The sequence below is a fragment of the Pseudoalteromonas sp. SG43-8 genome (genome assembly GCF_014164245.1).
Classification (GTDB): Bacteria; Pseudomonadota; Gammaproteobacteria; order Enterobacterales; family Alteromonadaceae; genus Pseudoalteromonas; species Pseudoalteromonas distincta.
The window spans coordinates 48258-68680 of the sequence record NZ_JACJEX010000011.1 but is presented as its reverse complement, the minus strand read 5'-3'; the positions used below and the strand labels follow the sequence as shown (position 1 = coordinate 68680).

The following is a 20423-nucleotide window of genomic DNA, read 5'->3' as shown; positions in this document are numbered from 1 at the left end:
ATTTAATAAGAGAGCTAAATGGCCGTTAAAGTTTTAGTTGTTGATGATTCAAGCTTTTTTCGCCGTAGAGTAAGCGAAATCCTTGAGCAAGATAGCGATATACAAGTTATAGGCTTTGCTGTTAATGGCAGAGAGGCTGTTGAGAAAGCAGCTCAATTGCGTCCTGACATGATCACCATGGATGTCGAAATGCCTGTGCTTGATGGTATTAGCGCAGTTAAAGAGATAATGGCGAGTAACCCAACTCCTATCTTAATGTTTTCATCACTTACACGTGATGGTGCAACAGCAACGTTTGATGCGTTAGATGCTGGCGCAATGGATTTTTTACCGAAAAAATTTGAAGATATTGCGCGCAATAATGAAGATGCAATTAGGCTTTTGCAAAGTAAAGTAAAAGATATAGGGCGAAGACGTTTACCGCGAACATTCAGAGCGGCAACACCAGCTAAACCAGTCATTTCAACTAAACCAACAAGTTCACTTTCGCAAAGAGCAAGCACGTCAACAACTCAAATCAAGCAGCCTGATAGAAGCTTTCAAAGAGCTGCGCCTGCTGCATCGACAAGTTCAAATGTTGCCTCAATGCGAGCAAGTGGAAAACAATATCAACTTTTAGCTATTGGTACTTCTACAGGTGGTCCTGTTGCTCTGCAAACTATATTGACTCAATTGCCTGCTAGTTTTTCTCTCCCTATTTTACTTATTCAGCACATGCCCGCTGCATTTACACCTGCGTTTGCAGCGCGCTTAAACGGTTTGTGCCAAATAAAAGTGAAAGAAGCACAACAAGGCGATCGCTTACAACCAGGAACTGCTTATTTAGCGCCTGGCGGGCAGCAGATGATGGTAGAGGGGCGTGGAGCAAATAGAACGCTGCGCGTATTTGAAGATCATAGCGAGAGAATAAGTTATAAACCAAGCGTAGATGTAACGTTTGCTAGTGCAGCTAAAACGTATCAAGGCGATGTACTTGCTATTGTTTTAACAGGTATGGGCGCTGATGGTCGTGATGGTGCAAGAATGTTAAAACAAACGGGGGCAACTATTTGGGCACAGGATGAGAAAAGCTGTGTCGTTTATGGAATGCCCCAAGCAATTGCTAATGCGGGGCTTTCAAGTGAAAGCTTAGCATTGAGCGATGTTGCAGCGCGTATAATGAGAGAGGTAGGTTGTGGATAAACTCTCAATATTTGGACTATTGGTAGCACTCAGTGCAATAGGTCTAGGTTATTCTTTAGAAGGCGGTGTTGTTTCAGCTTTATTTAATGGCCCTGCGCTTATTATTGTACTAGGTGGCACGCTTGGCGCTGTTATGTTGCAAACCTCTGCTAGCACATTCAAAAAGATGCTAAATATGAGCTCGTGGGTTTTTGTTGCACCACAATACGATATTGAAGACGCAATAGAGCAAGTTAAACGATGGTCTCATAAAGCACGTCAAGAAGGTTACTTAGCGCTTGAGAATGAAGCTTTAGCTCACCCAGATGCGTATGCAGCAAAAGGTTTAAGCTTACTTGTCGATGGCTGCTCAGAGCAAAAACTACGTGACACGCTTGAAATTGATTTACTGCTAGAGCGCGATCGTTTGCTTGAAGCCGCGCGTGTTTATGAAGCAATGGGGGGTTACAGCCCTACCATTGGTATTTTAGGTGCGGTGCTTGGCTTAATACAGGCAATGTCGTTTATTACCGATCCACAAATGCTTGGCGCCGGCGTTGCAACGGCATTTATTGCGACCATTTATGGTGTTGGTTTAGCTAATTTATTGTTTTTACCTATGGCAAATAAGTTAAAACAGCGTGTAGAGCAAAAAATGCTTTACCATGAAATGCTTGCAGAAGGCGTTATTGCAATAAGCATAGGTGAAAGCCCAGTAAATATAGAATTAAAGCTTGAAGCCTATCGTGTAGAGCGCCCTAATTTAGTGGACGAATAACATGTTACGCCGACGACTTCGTCACTCTGCTGCTAAAAGTCAACATACCGAACGTTGGCTTGTATCGTATGCCGATTACATGACTATTATGTTTGCTTTTTTTGTGGTTCTGTATGCGATAGCGATTAATAAAGAAGAACAATTCCAAATATTGTCAGATTCCCTTGAACAGGTTTTTGATAAGTCAGCTCGCCAATACTCCCAGCAAGGTGAAGGTGTCAACGGTAATGGAATATTGACAGATAGAGTGACACCTGAACAAGAAGTTCTTTATGGCGAAAGTATATTAAAAGAAGAGCAAGGTCCTGAGCTACTCGACGGCCAAAGTGATACAAGCAACATCCAGCAAAAGTATTTAGGCAAACCTCTTGATAGTTTATTAATTAAATTACAGTCAGCGCTTATTGATGAAATCCGTGGTGGAGAAGCCAGTTTAGAGCTTAACCAAGATTGGCTGATTATAGAGCTAAGCTCAGGTATGTTATTTTCAAGTGGTAGTTCAGTTGCACACTCTCGAGCAAAACAGGTCGTCAAGATTGTTAAAGATATTATTGCACCAGTAGATAACTATGTAAGAGTACGAGGTTATACTGATGATGAAAGTATTCGTAATGAGATATTTCGTTCGAACTGGGAGCTGTCGGTAGCTAGAGCCACGTCAATTTTAGTAGAGCTGGAAGCATTAGGCATTAATTCAGCTAGAATGGCGATAGAAGGTTATGGCCAATATTCACCTTTTGCAAGTAACGATACAGAACAAGGGCGCGCAGAAAATCGTAAAGTTGTTATCGCACTTTCTAAGTATGGATTACCGCCAAAGCAAGAGGTTAAAAGTGACGGGCAAGCTGATGAGCCTGCAGTGATTGAACCTGAAATTGAACTTCCTTCAGATGACGATACAATAAAAATAATTCGTTTGCCTCATGGTGGTATTCGCATAACAACGCGCAATGAACAGTAATTAGGATGTAATGTGAAGATTTGGACTGTCGCTAATCAAAAAGGAGGGGTTGGTAAAACAACAACCGCAGTGAGCCTTGCCGGTATTTTGGCATTACAAGGTAAACGTGTATTGCTTATAGATACAGACCCTCATGCGTCACTCACTTATTACTTTGGCATTGACTCAGAGGATTTAGAAGTCAGTGTGTACGATATTTTTGCCCGTGGTACAAGTATGCAAAGTGAAGAGATACTCCAAGCTTTGTGTCCATCAACACTTCAAAACTTGGATATTTTACCTGCGACTATGGCAATAGCTACGCTTGATCGAAGTATGGGTAATAAAACAGGGATGGGGTTAATACTAAAAAAAGCGCTTGCAAAAATTAGCGAACATTACGATTATGCCATTTTAGATTGCCCTCCAGTTTTAGGGGTGTTAATGGTCAATGCGCTTGCAGCAAGTGAGCGAATTTTAGTGCCAGTGCAAACGGAGTTTTTAGCACTCAAAGGGCTTGATAGAATGATGCGTACTATGGATTTGATGCAATCCTCTCAAGCAAAAGATTATCAATATACTATAATTCCTACCATGTACGACAAACGTACTAAAGCATCGTTAGAAGCATACAAAACATTGCAAAGTACATATGGTGATAAAGTTTGGCCAGGTGTGATACCGGTGGATACCAAATTTAGAGATGCAAGCTTTGCACAAAAAGTACCTGTAGAGTTTTGTCCTCGCTCGCGCGGTGTATACGCATATAAAGCACTGCTAGAATATTTAATTGAACAAGGTTAATGAATGAGTAAGCAATTGTTTGCTAATGAAAAAGTAATGAAACAATACCTCGGGGCTTTGTTATGTGAAGATGAGCCTGTAGATAACCTTGAGCCAGTTGCAAAATTACTTGAGCAAATCCCAGATGATTCACAACAGCATATTCATTCAAAACCTAAAGAACAATTAAAAGCAGCAGAGAGTACATTTGATAATGACTTGCTCAATGTTGAAATTGAGCCAATAGCTGAGCCAGCGTTTAAAACTGAAAAAGTTAATGAAGTGGTTGACGAGGAAGTAATAGCACCTGCAATTACTACTATAGAAAAGCCAGAGCTGGAGATTGTAACTACTAGCCAATCAGACTATTTTGATGGTGAATTTCAGGCATTGTTTTTTGAAGTTGCTGGCTTGACCTTGGCTGTGCCATTAAAAGCACTTGGTGGAATACATCAATTAGGTGAAGTAAATCATTTGTTTGGTAAGCCGAAATGGTTTAAAGGCGTTATGCTCAACAGAGAAGAAAAGCTTAATGTTGTTGATACTGCGCGTTGGGTTATGCCAGAAAAATATGATGATAAATTAGAGGCGTCTTTAGATTATCAATATTTGATTACACTAGGTGATAGCCAGTGGGGTTTATTAGCTGAAAAGTTGATAAATAACATTACATTGAGTAAAGAAGATGTAAAATGGCGTACAAATAAAAGCAAGCGCCCATGGCTTGCTGGCGTTATAAAAGAAAAAATGTGTGCTTTGATAGACGTAGATAATTTAAATATATTATTAGAGAAAGGCTTAGATAGCCGTCAGTAGTAATGACCATTACGGGGTAATAGCATGAATCAAGATAAATTACTGTCAGCAAATAAAAACGCAGATAATAACGATGAAATTTTACAGTGGGTTACGTTTAAGCTAGAGGAAGAAACCTACGGCGTAAATGTAATGCAAGTACAAGAAATACTTCGTTATACAGAGATAGCTCCTGTACCAGGTGCACCTTCATATGTGATTGGTATTATTAACTTACGCGGCAACGTTGTTACCGTTATTGATACTCGTGCACGTTTTGGTTTGCTAGCTGCTGATGCAACTGACAACTCTCGCATCTTAATTATTGAAGCAGAAGAGCAAGTTATTGGTATTTTAGCCGACAGCGTATCGGAAGTGGTTTACTTGCGCAGCTCTGAAATCGACAGTGCGCCAAATGTTGGTACTGAAGAAAGCGCTAAGTTTATTCAAGGTGTTTGTAACCGCGATAATGAATTACTGATTTTGGTTGATTTAAATAAGTTACTCAGTGATGACGAATGGGATGAGTTAAGCGATATATAAGCTTTACCAAATAAATTATGGTGTTACTTAGTATAGCTATATCAGCGTTAGCGGTAGGACTTATATCGCTGGCGTTAATTATTGCATTAAAAAATAAACACGCGAATGAAATTAATGCTGTATCGCAGCAGCTTAAAGATAGCTCTGAGCAGACTCATATTTTGCGCAGTGAGATTTCGGAGATTAGAACCGGGCTCTTAAGTATTGGTAAGCGAGTGCTTGAAGTCGAACAACAAAATCAAGATTTAATGCAACAGCAAGCGGCGCAAAAATACGATGACCCTGATGCTAAAATTTACTCTCGTGCTGTAAAAATGGTTGAGTTAGGTGCAGACCTTGATGAAGTAATACGCGAGTGCGAACTACCACGAGCAGAAGCCGAATTACTATTTTCATTACATAAACAAAAAGGTGCTTAGCGCCTTTTTTTATGTGCGGATAAATTGGCTCAAGCCTTAATATTTAACTTACCTTGAAAATCCTGCCAACCTGGCGGAAATTGACCTCTTAATACATACGAAAACGCAATAAGCTCTGCAATAACATAATAAAGCTCTTTAGGAATTTCTTCTCCTAACTCTAAATGCGACAACGTTTTAGCAAGTGCTGCATCTTCGTGGATCATAATTCCTTTTAGTTTCGCCGCTGCTATTATTTCATCAGCTAATTCACCAAACCCTTTAACACTTACAGTGGGTGTGTTACCAGCTTCGTACAAAAGCCCAATGGCTGATTTATTAATCGGTGTTTCACTCATAGCTAAACCTTAATATTAATAATTGCGTGAGATTTATAGAATGCCTGATTGTTGGCATCGCCTCGCCTTAAATTGAGCTCGCCAACTTGTAAGCCATGTTTAGCTAGTTTTGATCTTAAATTATCTAAGTGAGGGTGAGCAATTGCACTTACTTCTTGGCTCGAGGCTAATAGCTGGCAATCGAGTGCTTTATCCATTAACTCTGCAGTAATTTGTAGCTGCCCAAGTTGGGCATAATCAAAGTTTAATCTGACAAACCATACATTTTTATCTTCTAATTTACCGGCGCTTGGCTTTTTATACTGTCCAAGTGTTATTTCTGTTTGGGCTGCTTCTGGAGGTAATCTCATCGGTAATAAAAATTGTGCAAGCGGGTTTGTGTCTGGCTGTTGATTTGGTGTTGAGACACTCACTTGGGTAAGTGTGTTTTTAACGTGTACGATTTCGCTGGCCAAAGCTTGCACTTGAGCTTGTTGAAGCTGTTCAAGCATTTTTGCTCCCGTGTTACCCATTTTAAAAGTAGGTATAAGTACTTGTAAGAGAGCATCTAAGCCAGTTTGATTATTAAAACTGATAGGCGTTACTGATTGGCTAATCAGAGGCGCAGCTAAAATACTCACAGCCACCTGCTCAAGCCCTTTAGTGAAACTACTTTGCAGCATATCACCCGCTAGTTGAGTGGGCTGTAAAGTAGCAAGTATCTCACGCTGTATGGTTGCAGGGTTTGTGTTATTACTTGAAACCATACGGTTAAATGCTTGATTAATTAAGCGAGTTAAATCAGGGGTGTCTTTTGTTGCCTTATTTGTAATATCAGTAATTTGACTGCTTAAAAGTTGTTTATTGTAAGCCAACCTATCTGTAGGGGTTGTGGCATCAGGAAGCTTTAATAATGTACTTAATAGTTTTGCTTCTATTGGTTGTAGCATTTGACTACGAGAGGGCGCATTAGATAACGGCTCAGTTAACAAGGTAATGCTTTTAGTGTTCACTGTGCTTGTGTTGTTTTGATTGTTATCGTTTATTGCAAGCTGTGCTGAGGAGGTGGTAAGTCCCTTAGTGACTACTTCATTGGTAGGGTTAAGCAAGGTGTTCGATTTACTGTTTTCACTAGTAATAAGGGAGCTTAATTGGCTTGTTTTTAAATCACTTGGCTTAGCGCTCGCCACTTCACCTGGAGTAGAATTATTTGTTATTGGCGTGTACGTTGCTGCTGTGTTTGCAGATGTTTGCCAAACACTAACACTTCCTTTTACTAGTTGCGTTAATTGTACAATCGGCGGGAGCCTTGAAAAGTGCTCTGGCAAAATATTGCTCGTATTGTTATTTAACGCAGTACTCACACTTTGAGTAATGTTAACTCTAATTAGCGGTGATTCACTCAGTTGTATAGCTAAAGACGTTTTTTGTTGCGCGGGCGAAGTTGATAGCTGCGTTAACTCAGATTTACTTATTGTAGCAAAAGGCTTATTTTCAAAATATTTAACCGCATCATTAATTCGCGTTTTTAAATCACTAAAACTATTTTGTAGCCACGATTTTATTGGACTATTTAGGGTCAATAATGGATTTACTTTAATATTACTCGCAGAAACGGCTACTTCAGGTGCATTGCTTTTTTGCGCTAAAAGTAACTCGTTAAATGGTTTTGAGAATGAGTTGTTAAGCGTTACTTTTATATTGTTTGTATCGGTTTTAATAAATAATTTATCTGCCTGGTTCACTAAATTTACTTTAATAGGTGTATTAGGTAGCTCGGCAAGTTGTTGATTAGTAATAGGTGTTGTAAATGAACCTGACTTTTGAGGATGAGTTAAAATAGCCAGTTTTGGTGTTACTTGAAGCTGCGCACTGGGTAATAAGGCCGCGAGTAAATTAGTAAGTTTAGTTTGGCTAAGTGGTTGCGAGTGAACCGTATCAGCAAAGCGGTTAATAATATTAATCTGTGCGCCTTTATTAGTCGTACTAACAACTACTTTTAAAGGCTGTTCAGTTGTAAGTAACTGGGCCACGTCTTTATTTATGGCAATACTTGCGTTGAGTTTATCAATAACTAACTTGGGAGAAGGGGATACAGCAACTTGTACATCCATTGGTTGGCTTTGTACCTCAGTGCCCGTGCTTACATAATTTAACAAGCGCTGCAATTGTACTGGCTGATTTAAAGTAAGGGTTGTACTGTTTGGCGAGATGTTGAGCTGCTTACCATCAGGGCTGATCTGTATGTTAGCACTGACTATTTTTTGCAGGTTTTGTGGTGCGCTTGTAGTGCCAAGCCTTAATGTTTGCCAATGCTTATCAATAAATACATCAAGCGTAATCGAGTCTTTCGAAAATTGGATGTTTTTAGCCGCAAGTACCTCACTAGGTAACTGTGGTAACTCATTGGTCTGGCTGTGAGCAGATTGATTGATAACCAATGAGTTAGATAATGTTATTTGCGTTGGTGTATTCATTATTTTAAATCAAGTTTTTGTTAATCGATTATAAAGCAATATTCGTATTACCCTATCATTATGGTAGACTAACGCCTAATTTTTGGCAGAGAGAATCGTCATCTTGTTACACATTAAGTCCGTCACCTGCATCAAGCAAGATCGTTGTTTGTTTGCGGATCTTAATTTTAGCCTTAATAGCGGTCAAATCATGCAATTAGCGGGTCCTAATGGGGCTGGTAAAACATCGCTATTGCGTATTATTGCTGGCTTTTCTGTGCCTGATGAAGGGTCTGTTTTGTTCGAAGATCAACCTATATCTAAGTACTATGAAGAGTATGCCAGAGAGCTGCTTTTTATAGGGCATAAAACAGGTGTAAGTACTCAGCTTAGTGCAGTTGAAAATGTTCGCCACTGGTTACAAATTAATGGCTACATAAATGAGCCTGATTTATATCCTATTTTAGCGCAACTTGGCCTTGTTGGACTTGAAGACGTACCCGTTAGAATGTTATCTGCTGGACAACAAAGACGTGTAGCGCTTGTTAGGCTTTGGTTAAGTGATGCTAAATTATGGGTACTTGATGAGCCATTTACCGCGCTTGATAAAAGCGGTGTCGCCTTTTTACAGCAGCGATTTACTGAACATTTACAAAGCGGTGGTGCTATTTTATTAACGACTCACCAAGACTTAACGACCCACTTTAGTAACTTACAAACGGTTACACTGGAGTATCGCCACTAATGACTCGTCAACACTCTTATTGGTTGCTATTTAGTGCGGTATTTACCAAAGATGTAAAACTTGCGTTTCGCCAGCGCGCCGAAATTGTAAATCCTATTTTATTCTTCTTAATTGTAATTTCATTATTTCCGTTAGCAATAGGGCCTGAGCCCGGTCTACTTGCGAGAATGGCGCCAGGTATTATTTGGGTTGCCGCATTACTCTCTACCATGTTGGGCTTAGATAAGTTGTTTAGGGATGATTTTAACGATGGCTCGTTGGAGCAGTTAATTGCATCCTCTTATCCATTATCGCTAACCGTACTTGCTAAAGTGGCTGCTCATTGGGTGGTAACAGGTTTACCGCTTGTATTAATGACCCCGCTATTTGCATTGTTGTTAAACCTAGAAAGTACGGCGTTAACAGCAACCGTTTTAACATTATTATTAGGCACTCCACTATTGAGCTTTATTGGCGCAATAGGCGCAGGGCTTACTGTAGGATTACAAAAAGGGGGTATTTTGATGAGTTTACTCGTACTGCCTTTGTATATTCCTGTTTTGATTTTTGCAACGTCGGCTATCGATACCAGTACAATGTCACTGGATTATAGTGGGCAGCTTGCCATCCTTGGTGCAATGTTACTTATTGCTATTATTAGCGCACCAATTGCCATATCGTCAGCTTTAAAAGTGAGTGTAAGTTAATGTGGAAGTGGTTACATCCCTATGCTAAAGCAGAGCGTGCATACCAGTTATGCAATACGTTACTGCCATATTTTGCCGTAGTTACCGTAGTTAGTATGATTGTTGGATGGGTATGGGGGCTTGGTTTTGCACCTGCCGACTACCAACAAAAAGACAGCTACCGTATCATTTTTATTCATGTGCCTTCTGCCATTTTATCTATGGGCGCCTACTCTTCAATGGCGATTGCCGCTATCGTTGCACTTGTATGGCAGCTACGAAATGCCGAGCTTGCTGTTATTGCTATTGCGCCTGTTGGTGCATGTATTACTGCTATAGCGCTTATTACTGGCGCTGCATGGGGTAAACCTATGTGGGGTGCTTGGTGGGTATGGGATGCGCGTTTAACGTCTGAACTTATTTTATTATTTTTATATCTTGGGGTGCTTTCGCTTTACCATGCATTTGAAGATAAGAAGTCAGCAGGGCGTGCGGCTTCTATTTTAGCAATTGTTGGCGTAATTAATTTACCTATTATTCATTACTCTGTTGAGTGGTGGAATACGTTACACCAAGGTGCAAGCATTACAAAGCTAGATACAAAAGCAATAGATCCAAGTATGTTTTGGCCTCTTATGGTTAATATTTTAGCCTTTGCTGCTTTTGTTGGAACAGTGACTTTAATTCGTCTTAAAAATGAAATTTTGCAACGAGAAAAGCACCGACCGTGGGTTCGCTCGTTGTTAAATAAGGGGTAATGATGCAGTTTGACTCTTTTTCTGATTTTATTGCAATGGGAGGTTATGGATTTTATGTCTGGCTTTCTTTTGGTACATGCGCACTTATTTTACTCGGTATTTTAGTGAACTCTTTGAGAGACACCAAACGTATTATGGCTTCAGTGGAGCAACAAATAATACGTGAAGCGCGAATTAAAAAAGCTAAGCAGGAACAAATCTCATGAATCCAAGACGTAAAAAGCGCCTATTGGTAATCATTGCCGTACTGTTTGGTATTGGTGGGTCAATTGGTTTAGTGCTTTATGCACTGCAAGAAAATATTAATCTTTTTTATACGCCAAGCGAATTAATTGATGGCAAAGGCCCTAACAAAGAAAAACCACATATAGGTCAAAAGTTACGTATTGGCGGCATGGTTGTGCCAGGCACGGTTGAGCGTAATGAACAAAGCTTACAAGTAAGCTTTAAGCTAATAGATACAGGCCCATTAGTGACTGTGCGTTATCAAGGCATATTGCCAGACTTGTTTCGTGAGGGGCAAGGCATTGTAGCGCAGGGCGTATTAGTCGAGCCTAATGTTATTGAAGCATTTGAAGTGCTTGCAAAGCATGACGAAGAATATATGCCAGCAGAAGTTGCAGAGGCAGTTAAAGGTATTAAGCACGAAAAACCAAAATACAACTTAGATAGTGGTAATTAGCTATGATCCCAGAAATTGGTTATTTTTCTTTAACGCTTGCCATGGTGCTAAGCGTTTTACTGTGTATTTTTCCTCTTTGGGGCGCGCATACTGGTAATCTTCGATTAATGCGTGCGGCTCCATCTTTAGCAATAGGCCAGTTTGCTTTTGTACTAATTTCTTTTGCTGCACTTATTTATGCAAGTTTAACAGACGACTTTACCGTATCTTACGTAGCGTATCATTCAAGTAGTACGCTGCCTTGGTACTATAAAATCACCTCTACGTGGGGCGGTCATGAAGGTGCTATTTTATTATGGTTAGTAATGCAAGCGGGTTGGACTGCAGCTGTAGCAGCGCGTTCTAAATCATTACCTTGGGTATTACGTGCTCGCGTACTGGGTGTACTTGGTTTTTTAGGTGTAGGTTTTATGATGTACACCTTACTGCTTTCAAGCCCGTTTGAGCGCCTACTTCCTTATTTTCCGGTAGAAGGGCGTGATTTGAATCCGCTGCTTCAAGATCCAGGTATGATTATTCATCCACCATTACTGTACATGGGTTATGTGGGGCTGTCGGTTGCTTTCTCTTTTGCTATAGCTGCATTGTTAACTGGTAAACTTGATAACACATGGGCTAAATGGTCACGCCCGTGGACGATGACTGCATGGGGGTTCTTAGGTTTAGGTCTTACTATTGGTAGCTGGTGGGCGTATTCAGAACTAGGCTGGGGTGGCTGGTGGTTTTGGGATCCAGTAGAAAACGCAGCGCTTATGCCTTGGCTTGTTGCAACCGCATTACTGCATTCATTAAGTGTGACAGAAAAGCGCGGTATATTTAAATCATGGACAGTATTACTCGCAATTGCAGCATTTTCTTTAAGTTTGCTAGGTACGTTTATTGTACGCTCGGGTATTATTGTATCGGTACATGCGTTTGCTACAGACCCCGATAGAGGCTTATTTATACTCGCCTTTTTAGGCATCGTTGTCGGTGGTGGCTTGGCGTTATATGCAATGCGTGTGTCACAAGTTCACAGTGAAGGACGATACAAGCTGGTATCGCGCGAAGTGGCGTTATGGCTCAATAATATATTTTTAGTTGTTGCTACATTAATTGTTATGTTAGGTACATTGTTGCCAATGGTTCATAAAGAAATGGGCTTAGGTAGTATTTCTATTGGCGAACCGTTTTTTAATAAGATGTTTGCAATAATTTTAGTACCGTTTGCTATTTTGATGGGTATCGGACCACTTTTACGTTGGAAGCAAAACAAGTGGGCTTTTTTGCAAAACAAAATATTAATGGGCGTATTAGCAAGTGTTGTGATTACCTGCGCTTGGTTATTCTCAAGTTACGATTTAGTAAAACCACTTACGTTATTAGCGACAACGCTTGCAGTGTGGATTGCAATATCAACAGGGATTGATATTTACACCAAAGCAGCTGTGCACGGGAGCTTAAAAGAAGGTTTAAAACGCTTTACTGTCAGTTACTGGGCGATGGTGCTTGGGCATATTGGTATTGCATTTATTATTGCGGGCGTAACACTGACCTCTGCTTATTCAGTAGAGCGTGACGTATCAATGAAACCGGGTGAAACCGCACAGCTTAATGAGTATGAATATCGCTTTGATGGTGTTAAAACTATTCGCGGGCCAAACTACAGCGGCCATGCGGGCGTTGTATCGGTGCTTAAAAACGATGAGCTGGTAACACGCTTACATGCTGAAAAACGTAAATATGATATAGGTATGCAGTTTATGACTGAGGCAGCAATAGATGCCGGTTTTAAACGTGATTTATATTTAGCGTTAGGTGAGCAGTTAAGTGGTGATGCATGGTCACTTCGCATTTATCATAAACCATTTGTACGCTGGATATGGATTGGTGGTGTGCTTATGTCATTTGCAGGTTTCATGATTTTGTTTGATAAACGCTACCGTACATCAGCTAAAACAGCCCGTAAAGATGCACCGGAGAGTGTTTTATGAACCGTAAAATTTTAGCACTCGCGCCGCTTTTAGTATTTGCATTTGTTTGTGTGTTTTTATACCAAGGACTTTTTGCTAACCCTCGTGAAATTCAAACGGGGCGGTTAGGCCAAGAAATGCCCGCATTTAATTTACCAGATTTGATGCAAGACAATAAGCAGTGGACTAACGAATCGTTAAAAGGCGAAGTTTACTTATTAAATGTGTGGGGTACTTGGTGCCCGACATGTTTAGTTGAACTTGGCTATTTAACTAAATTACGTGAGCAAGGCGTTAAAATTATTGGGCTTTATTACGTACAAGGTTACGACGCTGACTTTGATGGCCCGTTTGATATGCAATCACTTCGCAGCGAAGTCACTGATATGCTGCAACGTGCAGGTGACCCTTACCAATTTAATATTTTAGATTTACACCGTACTTTGTCGTTGGATTTAGGTGTATCGGGTGCGCCTGAGACATTTTTAGTTGATAAAAACGGCACTATTTTACTGCACCATACAGGTGATATAAACCCGCGAGTATGGCGAGCTAAATTTGCGCCAATTATGCAGGAGCTTAAATAATGAAGTGGTTTTTACTTACACTTAGTCTTTTTGTGAGCATGGGTGCGTTTGCAGAGCAAGATCGCTATCAATTTGATAACAATAAACAAGCAATACTATTTGAAGAGCTAACTAAAGAGCTACGTTGCCCTAAATGTCAAAATCAAAATATTGCTGATTCAGACGCCGTTGTTGCTAAAGATTTACGCGATAAAGTACTCGTATTGGTGAAAGAAGGTAAGAGCAAAGACGAAGTGATTGATTACATGATAGACCGCTTTGGTTATTTTGTTCATTACGACCCACCTGTTACACCCGCTACTTTAGTACTTTGGGTATTACCTGTATTAATTGTAATAGTCGGCTTTGGTTTTATTGTTATTCGCCAGCGAAAAGCATCAGTAAAACAAACGTGGAGCAGCGACGACGAAATGCTGTTAGCTAAGCTAATTGAACAAAATAAACGTCAGGAGCAAAGTTAAATGATATTAATGTGGGCGTGTTTTGCTTTACTCACACTGGTTGCTCTTGGATTTGTGATGTTGCCTTTTTTAAAAAAAGAGCGCGTTCAAACAATTACTCATAATGCCAATGCTGAGCTAATTAGCATTTATGAGCAGCGTTTAGTTGATTTACAAACTGATTTAGATAATCAACGTATTGATGGCGTAAGTCATGCAGAATCAATTGTTGAATTAAAACGTCGCTTATTGAATGAGTTATCACCAGAAAAATCACTAAACAGCAAAGGTAATAATCGTATTTTTGCTTTAACAGGCGGTGCATTTGTTCTTGCGCTTACAGGGATTTTTTATAGTTTTACAGGCAGTCAGCAGCAAATTTCGGCTTGGCATGACGCAATGGATAATTTAGCTGATTATGGCGAGCGTGCTGTAATGCAAAAAGGTGAGCCGCTTAGTCAAAATGAGCTGCAGGCTTTTGCATTGGCGCTTCGTACTAAACTTAGCCGCTCTGGCGATGATGAAGTTGCTTGGATGCTACTTGGTCGAGTGGCTATGTCGCTTAATGAATTTGACATGGCGCAGCAGTCATTTGATAAAGCACTACGTATGAACCCTGATAATATGCAGGTTCTTATTAGTTACAGTCAGGTTTTATTACTTGAAGGTAGCGAAGCTAATATGACTCGCGCGGCAGGTATGCTTTCAAAAGTGCTAAACGTTGAGCCTACTAATTTAGATGCTATTTCGTTACTAGCGCTGATAGCGTATGAGCGTAAAGATTGGCCGCAAGCTAAAACTGCATTTGAAGTTTTATTGGCGAGCATGGAAAAAAATGATTCACGTTATAACATGATCTCCGAACGTATTGCTGATATTGAGCAGCAAATGCAAAGTGAAGGCTCAGTTATGCCAGTTACTACTACAACGGGTGCTATTGCAGTTACAGTCGACATTGCAAAAGAGCTTATTGATAAACAGCCAAAAGACGGTATTTTGTTTATATTTGCAAAAGCTGCAACTGGCTCACCTATGCCATTGGCTGCTGTTAAGCTGACTAAATATTCATTTCCAATTACAGTTGAGTTGAGTGATAGTAGTGCAATGGTTGCAGGGCTTAACTTATCTAGTGCAGAAAGTATTATTATTTCGGCGCGTATTTCTATCGATGACTCTGTTATGCCAAGCTCTGGTGAGCTAGAAGGTCATTCGCAGGCGTTAAAGCGTGAAAGTGTAAGTGACTACCAACTTCAAATTGATACATTAATACCTTAAGGACGTTAGATGTTAAAACACAGTTTTACTTTTTTATGTTTATTGATACTAGCCGGCTGTGCTCAAGTACCTCAAAGCAAAGTAGATGACAGAGATCCGCTGCAAAGTATTAATCGTCCATTATATGACTTTAATATGGATGTACTGGATGCTTATCTGTTGCGCCCAGTTGCTGTAGGTTATGTTGAAGTAACGCCTGTACCGGTAAGAAACGGTATTGTTAATTTTACAGGTAATATCACCGCACCTGTAGATATGATCAATGCGGGTTTGCAAGGTAAACCGGGTAATGCAAGTGTGAGCTTAGCACGCTTTTTAGTTAACTCTACTGTCGGTCTGTTTGGTATCTTTGATGTTGCAAGCTCACTAGGTCTTGAAATAGTCGATGAAGACTTTGGACAAACGTTGGGTGTATGGGGTGTAGGTGATGGCGCCTATTTAATGTTACCAGGTATGGGGCCAACAACAGCACGTAACCTGACCGGTGATGTAGTCGACAACTTTGTATTACCTGAAGTTGCGCTAACGACTCCACAAACTATTTTAGTATTTGTTTTAAAAGCAGTTGAGGCGCGTGCATCTTTAATACCACAAGAAGGGCTATTAAATGATTCACTTGATCCGTACTTATTTGTAAAAGATATTTACTTCCAGCGTCAAATTTATGAGCTGTACGATGGCAATCCACCAGTTAAAGAAGAGCCAGCTGATTTTGATGAAGACTTTTTAGAAAGTTTATAATTGAAGCCAATGATAAAAACGCCAGCTAAATGCTGGCGTTTTTATTGACTGTTTATATAGAATCTGAACTTTGGCTAGAGAAAAATAAACTTAGATATCATTATGATTCAATATATTAGTAAATGTTTTAACCAGAGTTCGGGTTACTTATTTTTCGTTAACTATTAACTGCATTTGCTCATTAACCCAAGTCAGTGCTTCATGATAGGCATCAGGAACTTTTTCACCTAGGTTTAGTTCTTTCGTTAATTCGTTTGCGGCTGACCAGTTAGCTTGTTCATAATACTTAACTAAGTTTAAATATTTTGCCAGCAAGCCTTCATCGTTTAATAACGCTGCTTTTATGTCATTCGAAAGTGGAAGCTTTTTCATAACGCTTTCCATACTCTCATCTAAAATAGCATCCATAAGAGACATCATACCGGTTAAAAATGCCATGCCGGTATCTTTAAATTGTCCATGGGATATAGCGAGTAACTCACCAAAACGAGCGCGCGTAAGCGATAGCCTAATTAGCTCTACAGGTTTATCTGCTGATACTTGCGCTGCAAATAATAATGATAATAGTTTTTTAATTTCGTTAGCACCAAGCACTATAAGGGCTTGCTTAATGGTACTTATTTCAGCACGCCTTGCAAAGGCAGCAGAATTTGAATACCTAAGTAATTTGTAAGATAGGTTTACATCACGCTCAAACACATCAGTGATTTTTTTAAGATCCATATCAACGCTTGATGTTTCGTAAAGTAATTCAGCTAATGCCATTTCTGAAGGCGGTAGAGCCTTACTTTGTACCATTTCAGGTTTTGAGAAGAAAAATCCTTGGAAATAATCAAAACCAAGCTCTAGAGCTTGTTGGTAAATTTCATAGGTTTCTACTTTTTCGGCAAGTAACTTAATATGCGAGTGCAGTTTTAAATCATTAAGAACCGTTTTTATTGTATCTATATCAGATGCTAAAAAGTCTATTTTAATAATATCAATAAATGGATAAAAGTGGCGCCAAACAGGCTGATGAATATAGTCATCAAGAGCAATAGTGTAACCTTTATCTTTTAGATCTTTCACTATGGCTAATAATCGCTTCCCAGGTTGCACAGTTTCAAGGATTTCTACAACTACAGTATCTTTGCCCAGTAGTGTTGGGTAGCCCTTTGATAGCGTTTCTAGGGTGAAATTTATATAGGCGGGTTTATTGTCGGTTAAATCTTCTAAGCCGAAATTAAACTGACTACCTTCAATTAGTCGTGTAGTTGCCTCGTCACCGTCTATATCGGGAAATACGTTATCAACGCCATCGCGAAATAAAAGTTCATATCCGATGAGCTTTTTATCTCTGTCTAAAATAGGTTGGCGTGCAGCGTAAAAATACATAAACAGTTCCGTAAGAGTAATCTAATTAGTTATTGTAATAATATATGGCAAAAGACTCAAAATAGCATTACGTATATTTGCTAGATTAATAAATTATCATTAAAAATTAAGGTCTTTCTAGTATTTAATTTATTATATTTCACCAATTCGCTTTAAAATTATTCAACATGAGTATTTTTGTATCAGGTGAGGGCAACAAGTTGGAGATTTTATTATCAAGCATGATATAGTCAGCGAGAATGGTTTTTACCCCAATAGTGTCTTAACTATAAAATTTTAAGAGTCATTATTTGGATTAAAGCCTATTATTAATAATTATGCGGAGGCTAATTTGGAAACAGGAATGATTATTTCACTAGCATTATATTTTATTGTAATGTTAGGTATCGGACTATATGCATATAAGCAATCTACTGACGATGTATCTGGTTACATGTTAGGTGGACGAAATCTATCTCCAAGTGTAGCTGCACTGTCTGCAGGTGCATCTGATATGAGTGGCTGGATTTTAATGGGCCTACCTGGTGCGATGTTTGTTACTGGTTTTAGTAGTACATGGATAGCAATTGGCTTGGTGATTGGTGCTTGGTTAAACTATCTGTTAGTTGCACCGAGATTACGTGTTTACACTGAAAAAGCAAATGACTCTATAACCATCCCAGACTACTTTTCAAATCGCTTCAATGATAAATCCAACCTATTACGTGTTGTATCAGCTGTGGTAATTATTGTTTTCTTTACTCTTTATACTTCATCTGGTGTTGTCGCTGGTGGTAAATTGTTTGAAAGCTCATTTGGTTTAACTTATGAAATGGGTTTATACATTACAACGGGCGTAGTTGTTTTATATACCTTGTTTGGTGGTTTTTTAGCTGTAAGCTTAACTGACTTTGTGCAAGGTTGTATTATGTTCATTGCACTTATTCTAGTACCAACGGTTGCATACTCTTTGCTTGAACAACCTTTAGAATCAACTTTACATAGCGTAAATCCAGATATGCTTAACTGGATTGGTGCAGGTTCTGCATTAGGTATTATTTCTGCAATGGCTTGGGGTTTAGGTTATTTTGGCCAACCACATATCATTGTTCGTTTTATGTCGGTACGTAGTGTTAAAGATATGCCTAAAGCACGCCGTATTGGTATGACATGGATGATTGTTGCTGCCATTGGTGCTGTTGGTACTGGTATATTTGGTGCAGCTTATACTTATGAGAACAACATTGTAGTTGAAGACCCTGAAACAATTTTCTTAATTCTTTCTGAGTTGCTGTTCCACCCACTTATTGCTGGCTTTTTACTTGCTGCAATTTTGGCTGCGATTATGAGTACTATCTCATCTCAATTATTGGTTAGTTCAAGTTCATTAACAGAAGATTTCTATAAAACATTCTTACGTAAAGATGCCAGTGATAAAGAGCTAGTTGCTGTTGGCCGTATAAGTGTTGCCGTAGTTGCTATGTTCGCTATTTATTTAGCTTACGACAGAGATAGCTCTATTTTAGACCTAGTAAGTAATGCGTGGGCTGGCTTTGGTGCTGCGTTTGGACCACTTGTATTGTTTAGCCTTTATTGGAAACGCATGAACTTTGCTGGTGCGTTAGCTGGTATGTTAGTAGGCGCATTTACTGTGCTAATTTGGATATATGGACCATTTACTATCAATGGTGAAAGCTTAAGTAGCTTTATGTACGAAATAGTACCGGGCTTTATTTTAGCGAGTATTGCAATTGTTGTTGTTAGCTTAGTAACAAAAGAGCCTGAGCAAAACATCACTGCTTTATTTGATGAAGTAGAAAAAGAGCTTTAATTAGCAATTACTACTTATTTTAAAGTGAGTAGTAATTAATACCAATCCGCAATAATACTTAATCATTTTGCGGGGCTAAACGTGTTGCTACCGGCGTTAAAAAATTCTCATTTAGTACAACTAAATATCGAATTTTTGCCTAGCTATCAACACGTTTTTCCACCCTAAAGAGATCATTTAATTAAGCGAATTAGTATAATAAAAAAGGGAGCAACTTAGTTGCTCCCTTTTTTATTTAGTTTGTCCCGTTCGAGGAGGGAACACTCTATGAATTAACTTACTTTTTTATCGTTGTTATCTTCAATTGATGCAACGTTATCTGACTTTTTACTTTTTGCTGGCGCTTTGGTAACAGCTGGATCTTTGCCACCTTTTAATATGGTCATAAAATCATCTTTGCTTTTCGCTATTTCTAAAGCAAGTGATTCAATTTGTTGCTCACTAAGCGGTACGTCTACCTTTTCTAGCATCAGCTCAAGTGATTCTGCTATATCGAGCATCTTGTCATAAGCATCAGCTTCTTTTTTGGTAGTAAACGTCATACGCTCGACTCCGTTTCGTTCTACAACATATTTAACAACAACAGCCATGATTTCTCCTGCAAAATTGCTTGGCACCGTGGTTTTTAAAAAACCATTAGATTACTGTTTTTATGTACAGTAATGGTTTGTAAGTAAATTTGCAAGCGCGAAGTATTAATTTTTAGGTGTCTTAAATTTGACAAAAAACGGTAACTTTACTTTAGTTAAGCAATCACTTTGTTGTACCAGCTGCATTTTCAGGATTTCGGATCATAGTGATAATGCGTTTAGGTACACTTTAAGTGATGAACTTTACAGTTCCTTATTTATTGATTTCCTGAGCAATACTCAAAATTAAGAAAAGAAGAATAAGGACAAGTTTAATGAAAACGTTAAAAAATTTACTCATCATAAGTTTATTATGTTTACTACCCGCGACTACCGCGTATGCACAATTATCAGAAGTAACTAAGCAAATGCCTCAAGCTGAGACAATTAGTATAAATAATGCTGATGCAGAGATGCTTGCTGAGTTACCTGGTATAGGTAAGAAAAAAGCGCAGGCAATTGTGGATTATCGTGAAGAAAATGGCGAATTTAAAAGCGTTAGTGATTTATCGCAAGTTAAAGGGATTGGCAAAAAGCTTTTAGCTAAATTAGAGGGGAAACTTACACTTTAAT

Annotated in this window: 23 protein-coding genes; 19 read left to right on the top strand and 4 right to left on the bottom strand. The window is 39.1% G+C overall.

Annotation, left to right across the window (positions count from 1 at the left end; all coding sequences use genetic code 11):
• Window positions 1-18: 18 nt before the first annotated feature.
• The 7 genes from H5122_RS16335 to H5122_RS16305 are packed head-to-tail and all read left to right on the top strand — an operon-like array spanning window position 19 to window position 5419.
• Complete coding sequence (locus H5122_RS16335) at window positions 19-1182, top strand: chemotaxis response regulator protein-glutamate methylesterase (RefSeq protein WP_182682697.1); 1164 nt, start codon at window positions 19-21, stop codon at window positions 1180-1182.
• Window positions 1175-1939 (top strand): flagellar motor protein, encoded by a 765-nt coding sequence (locus H5122_RS16330; protein WP_024606204.1) that lies wholly within the window; start codon window positions 1175-1177, stop codon window positions 1937-1939. Before H5122_RS16335 ends, H5122_RS16330 begins: the two co-directional genes overlap by 8 nt.
• A gap of 1 nt (window position 1940) precedes the next feature.
• Window positions 1941-2900 carry a flagellar motor protein MotB gene (locus H5122_RS16325; RefSeq protein WP_182682696.1) on the top strand — a complete coding sequence of 320 codons (960 nt, stop codon included), beginning with the start codon at window positions 1941-1943 and terminating at the stop codon, window positions 2898-2900.
• Window positions 2901-2912: 12 nt separating this feature from the next.
• Complete coding sequence (locus H5122_RS16320) at window positions 2913-3683, top strand: ParA family protein (RefSeq protein WP_182682695.1); 771 nt, start codon at window positions 2913-2915, stop codon at window positions 3681-3683.
• Between the two features lie 3 nt (window positions 3684-3686).
• On the top strand, window positions 3687-4478 hold the full coding sequence (locus H5122_RS16315) for a chemotaxis protein CheW (protein ID WP_182682694.1): 792 nt from the start codon (window positions 3687-3689) through the stop codon (window positions 4476-4478).
• 24 nt (window positions 4479-4502) lie between these two features.
• Window positions 4503-5000: a chemotaxis protein CheW gene (locus H5122_RS16310; RefSeq protein WP_002959294.1), complete on the top strand. Its 498-nt coding sequence runs from the start codon at window positions 4503-4505 to the stop codon at window positions 4998-5000.
• 17 nt (window positions 5001-5017) lie between these two features.
• The gene (locus H5122_RS16305; RefSeq protein WP_024595394.1) at window positions 5018-5419 is read left to right on the top strand and encodes a DUF2802 domain-containing protein; all 402 of its coding nucleotides are present in this window, start codon (window positions 5018-5020) and stop codon (window positions 5417-5419) included.
• Between the two features lie 29 nt (window positions 5420-5448).
• Here the strand turns inward: H5122_RS16305 and H5122_RS16300 are convergent, their stop codons facing one another.
• Complete coding sequence (locus H5122_RS16300; protein ID WP_138488715.1) at window positions 5449-5757, bottom strand: EscU/YscU/HrcU family type III secretion system export apparatus switch protein; 309 nt, start codon at window positions 5755-5757, stop codon at window positions 5449-5451.
• 2 nt (window positions 5758-5759) lie between these two features.
• Window positions 5760-8213: a flagellar hook-length control protein FliK gene (locus H5122_RS16295; protein WP_182682693.1), complete on the bottom strand. Its 2454-nt coding sequence runs from the start codon at window positions 8211-8213 to the stop codon at window positions 5760-5762.
• Between the two features lie 103 nt (window positions 8214-8316).
• On the opposite strand from H5122_RS16295, the gene ccmA reads away from it, so the two are divergent.
• Genes ccmA through H5122_RS16245 form a run of 10 tightly spaced genes read left to right on the top strand, consistent with a single transcriptional unit; the run spans window position 8317 to window position 16037 of the window.
• Window positions 8317-8937 (top strand): cytochrome c biogenesis heme-transporting ATPase CcmA, encoded by a 621-nt coding sequence (gene ccmA, locus H5122_RS16290; RefSeq protein WP_182682692.1) that lies wholly within the window; start codon window positions 8317-8319, stop codon window positions 8935-8937.
• Window positions 8937-9623: a heme exporter protein CcmB gene (gene ccmB / locus H5122_RS16285; protein WP_002959286.1), complete on the top strand. Its 687-nt coding sequence runs from the start codon at window positions 8937-8939 to the stop codon at window positions 9621-9623. Before ccmA ends, ccmB begins: the two co-directional genes overlap by 1 nt.
• Window positions 9623-10360 carry a heme ABC transporter permease gene (locus H5122_RS16280; protein ID WP_002959285.1) on the top strand — a complete coding sequence of 246 codons (738 nt, stop codon included), beginning with the start codon at window positions 9623-9625 and terminating at the stop codon, window positions 10358-10360. Before ccmB ends, H5122_RS16280 begins: the two co-directional genes overlap by 1 nt.
• A gap of 2 nt (window positions 10361-10362) precedes the next feature.
• Window positions 10363-10566 (top strand): heme exporter protein CcmD, encoded by a 204-nt coding sequence (gene ccmD / locus H5122_RS16275; protein ID WP_002959284.1) that lies wholly within the window; start codon window positions 10363-10365, stop codon window positions 10564-10566.
• Window positions 10563-11042 (top strand): cytochrome c maturation protein CcmE, encoded by a 480-nt coding sequence (ccmE, locus tag H5122_RS16270; protein ID WP_002959283.1) that lies wholly within the window; start codon window positions 10563-10565, stop codon window positions 11040-11042. Before ccmD ends, ccmE begins: the two co-directional genes overlap by 4 nt.
• Before the next feature lie 2 nt (window positions 11043-11044).
• The gene (locus H5122_RS16265) at window positions 11045-13015 is read left to right on the top strand and encodes a heme lyase CcmF/NrfE family subunit (RefSeq protein WP_182682691.1); all 1971 of its coding nucleotides are present in this window, start codon (window positions 11045-11047) and stop codon (window positions 13013-13015) included.
• Complete coding sequence (locus H5122_RS16260; RefSeq protein WP_182682690.1) at window positions 13012-13581, top strand: redoxin family protein; 570 nt, start codon at window positions 13012-13014, stop codon at window positions 13579-13581. The genes H5122_RS16265 and H5122_RS16260 overlap by 4 nt, the downstream gene beginning before the upstream one ends.
• Complete coding sequence (locus H5122_RS16255) at window positions 13581-14042, top strand: cytochrome c-type biogenesis protein (RefSeq protein WP_024599189.1); 462 nt, start codon at window positions 13581-13583, stop codon at window positions 14040-14042. The genes H5122_RS16260 and H5122_RS16255 overlap by 1 nt, the downstream gene beginning before the upstream one ends.
• Window positions 14043-15296, top strand: coding sequence for a c-type cytochrome biogenesis protein CcmI (gene ccmI, locus H5122_RS16250; protein ID WP_182682689.1), 1254 nt, complete (start codon window positions 14043-14045; stop codon window positions 15294-15296).
• A 9-nt stretch (window positions 15297-15305) separates the two neighbouring features.
• Window positions 15306-16037: a VacJ family lipoprotein gene (locus tag H5122_RS16245; protein ID WP_182682688.1), complete on the top strand. Its 732-nt coding sequence runs from the start codon at window positions 15306-15308 to the stop codon at window positions 16035-16037.
• A 147-nt stretch (window positions 16038-16184) separates the two neighbouring features.
• Here H5122_RS16245 and H5122_RS16240 read toward each other — a convergent pair whose 3' ends face one another.
• Window positions 16185-17411 (bottom strand): EAL and HDOD domain-containing protein, encoded by a 1227-nt coding sequence (locus tag H5122_RS16240; protein WP_004335679.1) that lies wholly within the window; start codon window positions 17409-17411, stop codon window positions 16185-16187.
• A gap of 331 nt (window positions 17412-17742) precedes the next feature.
• Here H5122_RS16240 and putP point away from each other — a divergent pair, with 331 nt between their 5' ends.
• Window positions 17743-19221: a sodium/proline symporter PutP gene (gene putP / locus H5122_RS16235; RefSeq protein ID WP_149602304.1), complete on the top strand. Its 1479-nt coding sequence runs from the start codon at window positions 17743-17745 to the stop codon at window positions 19219-19221.
• Between the two features lie 272 nt (window positions 19222-19493).
• Here putP and H5122_RS16230 read toward each other — a convergent pair whose 3' ends face one another.
• Window positions 19494-19811, bottom strand: a complete 318-nt coding sequence (locus H5122_RS16230) for a YebG family protein (RefSeq protein WP_004335683.1) — start codon at window positions 19809-19811, stop codon at window positions 19494-19496.
• A 314-nt stretch (window positions 19812-20125) separates the two neighbouring features.
• Between H5122_RS16230 and H5122_RS16225 the strand changes: the two genes are divergently transcribed.
• Window positions 20126-20422, top strand: a complete 297-nt coding sequence (locus tag H5122_RS16225) for a helix-hairpin-helix domain-containing protein (RefSeq protein ID WP_182682687.1) — start codon at window positions 20126-20128, stop codon at window positions 20420-20422.
• The last annotated feature ends 1 nt before the right edge of the window (window position 20423 follow it).